Genomic DNA, 9,437 nt, shown 5'->3' on the forward strand with positions numbered 1-9,437 from the left:
GGCTTTTGCCCTTTTTCTGCCTCTGGTGTATAAGACCGCCATCGTGTGAAAAGGGCCGTCAGGAAAGGCCCGGTACCAGAGGAAGCATCCCATGGCCCCGAAGGCCGAAAACACCTCCATGACGGAAACCTTTTCCCGCCTGCTTCTGGCCGATATTGCGCCGGAAGACGTGGCAGATACGACGCCGGAAACGCTGGCCGGTATTGTCCGCTCCCTGTGGGAATTCTGCGAAAAAAGAAGCGGACCAGGGTCCCGGGTCCGGGTCAGGCCCATAGCCGGGGAAAAAACCGGCTGGGGCACTGATCATGCAGTTGTCGAGATCGTCAATGACGACATGCCTTTCCTGGTGGATTCCGTCACGGGAGAGCTGAACCGCCAGGGATACATGGCCAATCTGGTGATCCACCCCGTGGTGCATGTGGCCCGGGACAAGACGGGAAAGGTGAAGGAACTGCATTCCCGGCAGGAGGACGGCCGGCCCGAGCCGCTGGAATCCTGGATGCACATCCGCCTGGCCCAGGCCATATCCGCGGACAGGGCAGAAAGCCTCGCCCGGGACCTGGAAGCTGTCCTGGCCGATGTGCGCGCCGCGGTGGAGGACTGGCCGAAAATGCAGGAACGGGCCCAGGCCATGGCCGCGGATATGGAAAAGGCGTCCGTCCCGCTGCCTGACCTTGTGCGGTCAGAGGCCGTGGAATTCCTGCAGTGGATCCTGCGCAACAACTTCACCTTTCTGGGCTGCCGCGACTATCGCTTTGGCCGGAAATCCGGTGATGACCAGACCCTGGACGTGGTGGCCGGATCCGGGCTGGGGATCCTGCGCGAGGACAGTGCCGAGGCGTTTGAAGGGCTGGGTGGTACCCTGTCACCCGATGTGCGCCATTTCCTGAAAGAGCCACAGCAGCCGGTTCTTCTGGCCCGGACAGAGCGCCGCTCCACCGTGCACCGCACCTCTCCGCTGGATGCCATCCTGGTCAAGATATTTGACGACAGGGGCCAGGTGGTGGGAGAGCGGCTGGCCCTGGGCCTTTTTACCTCGGCTGCCAGCGCCCGCAGCGCCCGGAAAATCCCCTATGTGCGCCAGAAAGTGGCCGAGGTGGTGGACCGGGCCGGGTTCGACCCGCGGGGCCACAACGGCAAGGCGCTGATTCACATTCTGGAAACCTGGCCACGGGAAGAGCTGTTTCACACCTCGGCCGACGACCTGTTCGCCACGGTCATGGGCGTCCTGCGCCTCCAGGACCGCCAGCGTACGGCCCTGTTCGTGCGCCAGGACCCCTTCGGACGGTTTGTCAGCTGTCTGGTCTATATTCCCCGTGACCGCTGGTCCGGCGACCTGCGCCGGCGCATCCAGAAAATCCTTGAGAGGGCCTTTGACGGAAAGGCCGGGGAACATACCACCACCTGGGTCTCCGAAAGCATTCACGTGCGGGTCCATATCCCTGTTCATACGACGCCCGGAACAGTCCCGGCCGTGGACCTGAAGGATCTGGAGCGGCAGATTGCCGCGGCGGCCCGGGTCTGGGCCGATGCCCTGTATGATGAGCTTGCGACTGCGCATCCCGATGGAAAAGGAGCCGGTCTGGCTCGTACCTGGGGTGGAGCCTTTCCGGAAACGTACCGGCAGATTGTTTCTCCCCGCGTGGCCGTGGCCGATATCGCCTTCCTGGAAGAGGTCCGGGCGGGACAGCCTGTGGCTGTCAGCCTGTTCCGGATGTCCGGAAAGGCCGGCGACGAATATCGCCTGAAGGTCTTCCAGGAACGGGAGGCCATTCCCCTTTCATCCATTCTGCCCATTCTGGAAAATCTGGGCCTGCGCGTCCTGACCGAAATGTCCTTCGAGGTGCGGCCGGAGGGGCATGAAACCCCCGTCTGGATCCATGAATTTTCCGTGGCGGTTCCGGCCGGTGTGGACGCCATGGCGGTCCGGGACATGTTCCAGGATGCCTTTGTCCAGGTCTGGACGCACGGGGCGGAGAACGACAGCCTCAACCGCCTGGTGCTGCTGGCCGGACTGGGCTGGCGGGACGTTGTACTGCTGCGCACCTTTGCGAAGTACCTGCGACAGGCCCGGCTGCCCTATACCCAGGATACCGTGGCCGACGCCCTGGCGGCGTGGCCGGAGATCACCCGCTGGATCGTGCGCCTGTTCTCGGTTCTGCACAATCCTGCCGCGGCCAGCAGGGGACCTGCAGAAACAGACGAGGCGCAGGCGGCGATCCGCTCGGTCCTGAAAAAAGTGGTCAGTCTGGACGACGACACCATCCTGCGCCGGTATGTGAACCTGGTGAACGCGACCCTGCGCACCAACTTTTTCCAGCCGGCCGCCGATGGCCGCCCCAAAGCCCATGTGTCCATCAAGCTGGACAGCCAGGCCGTGGACGACCTGCCGCTGCCACGCCCGTGGGTGGAGATTTTTGTCTACAGTCCCCGGGTGGAGGCGGTGCACCTGCGCGGCGGCAAGGTGGCCCGCGGCGGCATCCGCTGGTCCGACCGGCGCGAGGATTTCCGCACCGAGGTGCTGGGCCTGATGAAGGCCCAGATGGTCAAGAACACGGTCATTGTGCCTGTGGGCTCCAAGGGCGGTTTCGTGGTCAAGAAACTGCCCCCGGCCGAAGCAGGGCGCGAGGCCCAGATGGCCGAGGTGGTGGAATGCTACCGCACCATGGTCCGCGGCATGCTGGACATCACCGACAACCTGGTGGAGAGGAAAATCGTTCCTCCCGCCCATGTGGTGCGCCGGGACGGCGATGATCCCTATCTGGTGGTGGCGGCGGACAAGGGCACGGCCACATTCTCTGACACCGCCAACGCCATTTCCCGCGAATACGGGTTCTGGATGGGCGATGCCTTTGCCTCGGGTGGATCCAGGGGCTATGACCACAAGAAGATGGGCATCACGGCCCGCGGGGCGTGGGAATCCGTCAAACGCCACTTCCGCGAGATGGGCCACGACACCCAGACGCAGGATTTCACGGTCATGGGTGTGGGCGACATGTCCGGCGACGTGTTTGGCAACGGCATGCTCCAGTCCCGCCATATCCGCCTGCTGGGCGCGTTCGACCATCGTCATATCTTCTGCGACCCCAGTCCCGATCCGGCAGCCAGTTACGCCGAGCGGGAACGCATGTTCCGTCTGCCCCGCTCGTCCTGGGCGGACTATGACACAACGAAAATGTCCGCCGGGGGTGCAGTATTCGAGCGCAGCGCCAAGGTGGTGACCCTGACGCCCGAAATCCGCCAGTGCTTTGGCATCGAGGCTACAGAGGTCAAGCCATCCGAGCTGATCCGGGCCATGCTGAAGGCCCCCGTGGATCTGCTGTATTTCGGCGGCATCGGGACTTTCGTGAAAGCAACCCAGGAAACCCATGGGGACGTGGGGGACAAGGTCAGTGACCCCCTGCGCATCAACGGGGCCGATATCCGGGCCCGGGTGGTGGCCGAGGGCGCGAATCTGGGCATGACCCAGGCGGGCCGTGTGGAATACGGCCTGAAGGGTGGTCGCCTGAACACGGACGCCATCGACAATTCCGGCGGCGTGGACACCTCGGACCACGAGGTCAACATCAAGATTTTCCTGAACGGGGCTGTGGCCCGGGGCGATCTGACCCTGGAGCAGCGCGACGCCCTGCTTCTGGAGATGACGGATGAGGTGGCGGGTCTGGTCCTGCGCGACAATTACCTGCAGCCCCAGGCCCTCTCGGTTATGGAGGCCAATGCGGCGGACCTTCTGGACCAGCAGGCCCGCACCATGCGGCTGATGGAAAAATCCGGCCTGCTGGAACGGTCCCTGGCCGGCCTGCCACCGGACGCCGAGCTGGCCTCCCGCGCCCGCAACAACATTGGCCTGACACGGCCCGAGGGGGCTGTCCTGCTGGCCTATGGCAAGATCATGCTGTACGACAGCCTGGTGACTGCCGGACTGCCGGACGATCCGGTGCTGGCGGCGGATCTGCAGTCGTATTTCCCGGTTCCCATGCAGAAAAGGTTCGGCAAGGCCCTGGACAGCCACCGGCTGCGGCGGGAAATCGTCGCTACTGTGGTGACCAACGAGCTGTGTAACCGCATGGGCGCCTCGTTCGTTCCGGCCATGATGGAAAAGACCGGCATGGGGCCCGAGGCGGTGACCCGCGCCTGGCGCATTGCCCGGGATGTGTTCGGCCTGCCGGCCCTGTGGCGGCAGATCGAGGCACTGGATCTGAAAGTTTCCGCTGCGGTCCAGATCCGCATGCTGTCGGAGACCCAGAAACTGCTGCGGCGCGCCGTGTCCTGGTTCCTGCTGCACGGGCGTCATCCGCTGGATATTGCCGGGGAGACAAAGGCCATGGCGGGAGTTCCGGACGGTCTTCTGGCGGCCATGAAAACAGCCCTGTCGGTGGAAGAAACGGCCAGCCTGGAGGCCAGTGTGGAGCAGCTGGCAACCCAGGGCGTTCCCCGGGACGTTGCCCGCCAGGTGGTCTTCCTGCCCGTTCTGGCGGCTGCGCCCGAGATTTCCGGTATTGCCCGCAAGACCGGGGAGACGCTGGCAACAGCCGCCACGGTGTATCTGGATGCGGGCCACCGCTTCGGCCTGGACTGGATGCGCAACCAGACCGGCCGTATTGTGGTCGAAAACCACTGGCAGCGGCAGGCTGTTTCGGCCATGGTGGATGACCTGTATGCCCTCCAGGGCGAGCTGACGGCCCATGTCCTGTCCGGAAAGGCTGGGAAAAATGCCGGCGGACGGGCCCGGATGGACGCCTGGCTGGAAAAAAACAGGGATGCGGTCGACAGGATTCACGCTTTGTTAGGAGAATTGCGTACAGTATCGGCCATGGACCTGGCAATGCTGGCCGTTGCCGCAAGGCAGCTGCGGGGTCTGGTCACCGGATAACGGGAGGGGAAACACCATGATGGTTCTTGTGGGCGCACTGATTGTTGCGGTTGTGGTGATCTATGGCTGGTACGCCGTGATCGTCATGCGCAAAAACAAGATGCTCGAGGCCCTGGGTGGCATCGACGTGCACCTGAAACAGCGCCATGACCTGATCCCCAACATTCTGGTCATTGCCCGCCGGTTCATGGAGCATGAAAAGACCCTGATGGATGATATCACCCGCCTGCGCACCCAGGCTGCCGAAAAGGTCGGCGCCCGCGCTGCCGGCGATGTCCAGCAGAAATTCGACGTGGAGGGGGCCCTCGGCCGCGATCTGGGCCGCCTGTTCGTGTCGGTGGAAAACTATCCCCAGCTGCGGTCCAACGAAACCATGGTCCAGGCCCAGCATACGTACAGCGAGGTGGAGGCCAACCTGGCAGCCGCCCGCCGCTTCTACAACGCTGCGGTCAACAGCTTGCGCAACGCCGTGCAGATCTTTCCGGGCAACATGCTGGGGCGCCTGGGCGGGGTGAAGGAAATTCCGCCCTTCTTCGAGGCTGACCAGGCCGAACGTGCGCCTGTGGCTGCGGACAGCATCCTGAAACCGGGGATCTGAACCTCTCACCCGTCGAAAAAGTTATTGTCATCCTGAAGGAGCGACAGCAGGGAAGAGGACTTCCGCAGAGGTCTCTATGCGGGGAGAGAGAAAACCTCCCGCTTTTGCTTTCATGCCGGCCATGGTATTGTCCGGCACTGGTTTTTCAGAGGATTGGTCAATGTTGAGGTTCACTTCCCGGTATCTGGCAGACAGGGCACTGGGGCAGGTTCCCGTAATTCTGGAAGAAGCTGCCAACTGTCCTCCGCAAATACTGGAGCAACGGCTGGTACCCTATGTCCTGGACCTCTGGAATTTTCTGACCGGTCCTGAAGCCGGTAATCCTGATCAGAACGATCTCACGCCCCTGGTAGTCGCAGACACGCTGGTTTCCCTCTGCATTCCCGGTCCACAGGATATGACTTTTATAAATATTTCTGCTGTTCCGGGGATGACGGCAGAGGTTATTCTTGAAATGCAAAACAGGATGCGTAACAGTCTGGCGGGCAGGGTGCCACAGAACCTTTCGGTTGTGCCCGCTCCGGTGAGTCTCGCAGCCTGAACATCCTTTAACACCGGGGGAGAAGCCATGAATACCCCTGTCATTCCCGATGCCAGTCTGCCCACCCGCGTGGACCAGGCTGTCCGCCAGGTCATGGATGAACTGGAAACCCTGCGGCAGGAAAAGCTTCAGGTCTGGCGCCGGCGGTGGATTCCCGGGGCCATAGTCATCATCGGGGCTGCCCTGCTGCTGTCCGAAATCATGTCTGAACCAGCCCTGGGAGGGCATTCTCCGGTCCTGTTCCTTTTGTTCTGTGCCGGGATCTGGTACTGGTGTGACTGGCCGCGCCGGCAGTTCCGGGACCGCTTCCGCGAGCAGGTTTTTCCCCGCGTGGCCCGGGTCGTGGGCAATCTGGACTATCATCCCCATGGGACATGGTCTGAAAAGGACCTGGCCGGAACCGGCCTGATGCCGCCCTACAACGACCTGTCGTCGCAGGATCACTTTACAGGGGAATACCGCGGTGTGTCCCTGCACCTGTCCGAAGCCCTGTTGGAGATGAAGGGAAACAAGAGCAAGTATACGGTTTTCGACGGCATCTTTATCGGCATGACCCTGCCCCGGCCGGTGCCCGGGAAGACGCTGGTCACGAAAGATTACGGCGCCCTGGCGAACACGCTGATCGGCTTCGGGCGCTGGTCACTGGACAGGGTCACGCTGGAAGACCCCCGGTTCGAGGACAAATTCGAGGTTTATGGCACCGACCAGGTGGCGGCCCGGCGGTTCCTGACCCCGGCGCTGATGGAGCGCCTGATGGCATTGCCGGAACACTTCCGCTCGCCGTCCCTGGCCCTGTCCGTCCAGGACAGCACCCTGTTCATGACCGTGCCCCACCCGCGCGGCAACAGGAAGATATCAGGCCTGTACAAACTTTCCCTGCGCAAGCCCCTGGATACCGCCCCGGTGCTCCAGCTGGCTGCGGAACTGAAAGCGGTTCTGGACGTGATTGATATCCTGAAAGTGGGAGAGGTTATCCGTTAACCTGTTTTTACAGGATTTTTTGGTTTCATGGTCCTGTGCCAGAATACCCCGGATGACAGGGGGCAGAAAACAGGGGATGCCATGAACAGTCGCCAGAGACCAGATGAGGGAGGTATTGCAGCCGTTGCGGAATCCTGGATGGATTTTGCCTCCCATGGCCGGTGTCACATGATCCAGCCGGTTCCGGCCTTTCGTCCCGCTGATCATGCAAGGGCCTTTTTGATTGCTGCGGGCTGTGCTCCGCCCTGTTTTGAGGAAATTTCAGGGCATCCCCGGGCGAGGAAATTTCTGGAAAAAACAATCGCAACTGCCGAAAGGAATGCCGGAATTGTTCCAAAGGGAAATGCGGGCAGTCTTCATCAAAGACTGAAAAAAATTGTAAGGCAGGAATGGCCCCGGGCAGAAGACGTGGTCTTTGTGGCGCAGAAAATATCGGCAAGTCTTCAGAACGGCGATGACGCCGCTTTCAATCGTACCCTTTCAGCCTATGGTCCAGAACATGCGGCAGAGGCCTTTTTCCTTGTTTCCCATGCATCCCCCGATCTCTTCAGAAAAATTCACCGGCACCCGGCCGGTATGAATTTTCTGGATATTGTGATCAGGCATGTGGAATTCTCCCTGGGCTGGTTCCCCCGGAAAACGCCCGGAAGTCCTGCACGAAGACTGGATACAGTCATGGCCGGAGCCTGGTCTTCACCAAAACCCGGCGGTCCCTGACATCCTGAAGGTGAGGGAGAGGTAAAAACTACTCCCCGGCCAGTTTTTCCATCGTGCCCGCGGGAATGTCGAAATTGGCCCAGACGGTCTGGACGTCGTCGTTGTCTTCCAGTTCCTCTACCAGGTCCAGCAGGCTGCGTGCCTGGTCCATGTCCGGAGACAGGGTGTTGAGGGGTTTCCAGCCCAGCCGGGCGCTTTGGGCCGGGCCGAATTTTTCCTCCAGCGCGTCGCGGACGGCGGCGAAACTCTCGACAGACGTTGTGATCTCATGGCCCTGTGGGTTGCTGTCCACGTTGTCGGCTCCGGCTTCCAGCGCGGCCTCGAACACGGCTTCGGGGGAGGAAGCCGCGGCCGGGTACGCAATCATCCCGAGGCGGGAGAACATGAAACTGACCGAGTTGGTTTCCCCCAGGGTTCCTCCATGCCGGGAAAAGGCCGTGCGGATTTCCGGCGCGGTTCTGGTGCGGTTGTCGGTCAGGGCTTCCACGATGATGGCTACGCCGCCAGGACCATAGCCCTCGTACCGCACTTCCTCATAGTTCGAGACGTCTGTGCCGCCGGGAGAGCCGCTCCTGATCGCCCGCTCGATCCTCTCGCGCGGCATGTTATTGGCCCGCGCAGTACTGATAGCGGCTTTCAGGCGGGGATTGCCGGCAGGGTCCGGCAGGCCGCTTTTGGCGGCAACGGTGATTTCGCGGCCAAGTTTGTTGAACAGTTTGGCGCGCTTTGCATCCTGCGCACCCTTGCGGTGCATGATGTTCTTGAACTGGGAATGACCGGCCATGGGTGTCGTGCCTGCAGTTTCCTTGCGGTCAGGCCTTTGCGCCGGACGGGCCTTTTTTGTCGTGGCCATTGTGAGGTCCGGTCGCGACGGCCAGTTCCAGTTTCTCTTCGTGGGTTGGGGCCGCCATGGCTTCCAGAGGTTCCCGCAATTCTTTTCTTGTGGCCCTGAACTCGTTCATTGCGGCAGTGAATTCCTGATGGGCCTTGTCCAGTCTTTCCATGACTGTCCTCTCGCCCTTGAACCCGGCTGCCAGCATCATTTGGGCCGCCGCGGCTTTTTCCAGGGCGCTGGACTGGTCGTCCATGCGATCCATGATCTGAAGCAGGAGAGTACCGGCCTCACCTTGGGCGGCCATGTTGTCCCGCAGGGCATGCTCTGTTTCCTGCCGGCCTGCCCAAGCCTGTTTGTATTCCTGCAGGGTTGTTCTTCCGGCGTCCAGATGCTGCCCGAAATCATTCTGGTCAGGATTGGCTTTTGCATCCAGCACAGCATTGGCCACAAGCGCTTCCAGAAGATTGTGTCCCGTCCTGACAACATTTTCGATCTGTGCAATTTTTTTCCTGTGCAGCATGGCTGTCTCCCTTCGAATCATCTCTCTGAATCCATCATACCCCCCGGTCAGGAAAGTAAAAGAGTCTGCAGCAAAATTTTTGCAGATTTTCTGTCCCGATGCGGGGTTGACCCGATTCTGTCACCAGTGCACGATGAGGTCTGCAATCAATGCCCGGAAAATCAGGCCATGGCTGAGAATCACCAGTCCCGTTCTCCTGCTGTTGCGGAAGGCCCGCACCGGCCGAAGGGAACCTTTGCGGCGCTGGCGCTGGGGGCTGTGGGGATTGTGTACGGCGATATCGGGACCAGCCCCCTGTACACCATCCGCGAGGCCTTTGGTTCAACCTACGGGCTGGAGGTTTCGGAATTCAACGTCCTGGGGGTTCTGTCC

The 9,437-nt window shown here is 61.4% G+C and carries 8 protein-coding genes; 6 read left to right on the top strand and 2 right to left on the bottom strand.

The window, feature by feature from the left end; all coding sequences use genetic code 11:
• Positions 1-91 precede the first annotated feature (91 nt).
• The 5 genes from M3O22_01510 (at position 92) to M3O22_01530 (ending at position 7,710) form a co-directional block, all read left to right on the top strand.
• On the top strand, positions 92-4,873 hold the full coding sequence (locus M3O22_01510) for an NAD-glutamate dehydrogenase (protein MDP9195441.1): 4,782 nt from the start codon (positions 92-94) through the stop codon (positions 4,871-4,873).
• Between the two features lie 16 nt (positions 4,874-4,889).
• The gene (locus M3O22_01515; GenBank protein ID MDP9195442.1) at positions 4,890-5,471 is read left to right on the top strand and encodes a LemA family protein; all 582 of its coding nucleotides are present in this window, start codon (positions 4,890-4,892) and stop codon (positions 5,469-5,471) included.
• A 160-nt stretch (positions 5,472-5,631) separates the two neighbouring features.
• On the top strand, positions 5,632-6,012 hold the full coding sequence (locus M3O22_01520) for a hypothetical protein (GenBank protein ID MDP9195443.1): 381 nt from the start codon (positions 5,632-5,634) through the stop codon (positions 6,010-6,012).
• A 27-nt stretch (positions 6,013-6,039) separates the two neighbouring features.
• Positions 6,040-6,993, top strand: coding sequence for a DUF3137 domain-containing protein (locus M3O22_01525; GenBank protein MDP9195444.1), 954 nt, complete (start codon positions 6,040-6,042; stop codon positions 6,991-6,993).
• A gap of 27 nt (positions 6,994-7,020) precedes the next feature.
• Entirely contained in the window at positions 7,021-7,710 is a 690-nt protein-coding gene (locus M3O22_01530) for a hypothetical protein (protein ID MDP9195445.1), read from the top strand.
• A 28-nt stretch (positions 7,711-7,738) separates the two neighbouring features.
• Here the strand turns inward: M3O22_01530 and M3O22_01535 are convergent, their stop codons facing one another.
• Entirely contained in the window at positions 7,739-8,494 is a 756-nt protein-coding gene (locus tag M3O22_01535) for a YebC/PmpR family DNA-binding transcriptional regulator (GenBank protein MDP9195446.1), read from the bottom strand.
• Between the two features lie 28 nt (positions 8,495-8,522).
• A complete protein-coding gene (locus M3O22_01540; protein ID MDP9195447.1) occupies positions 8,523-9,065 on the bottom strand; it encodes a hypothetical protein in 543 nt (180 codons plus the stop codon).
• 168 nt (positions 9,066-9,233) lie between these two features.
• Here M3O22_01540 and M3O22_01545 point away from each other — a divergent pair.
• A partial coding sequence (locus tag M3O22_01545; protein ID MDP9195448.1) for a KUP/HAK/KT family potassium transporter occupies positions 9,234-9,437 on the top strand: 204 nt, incomplete at its 3' end.

Source organism: Pseudomonadota bacterium (genome assembly GCA_030775045.1).
GTDB lineage: Bacteria > Pseudomonadota > Alphaproteobacteria > JALYJY01 > JALYJY01 > JALYJY01.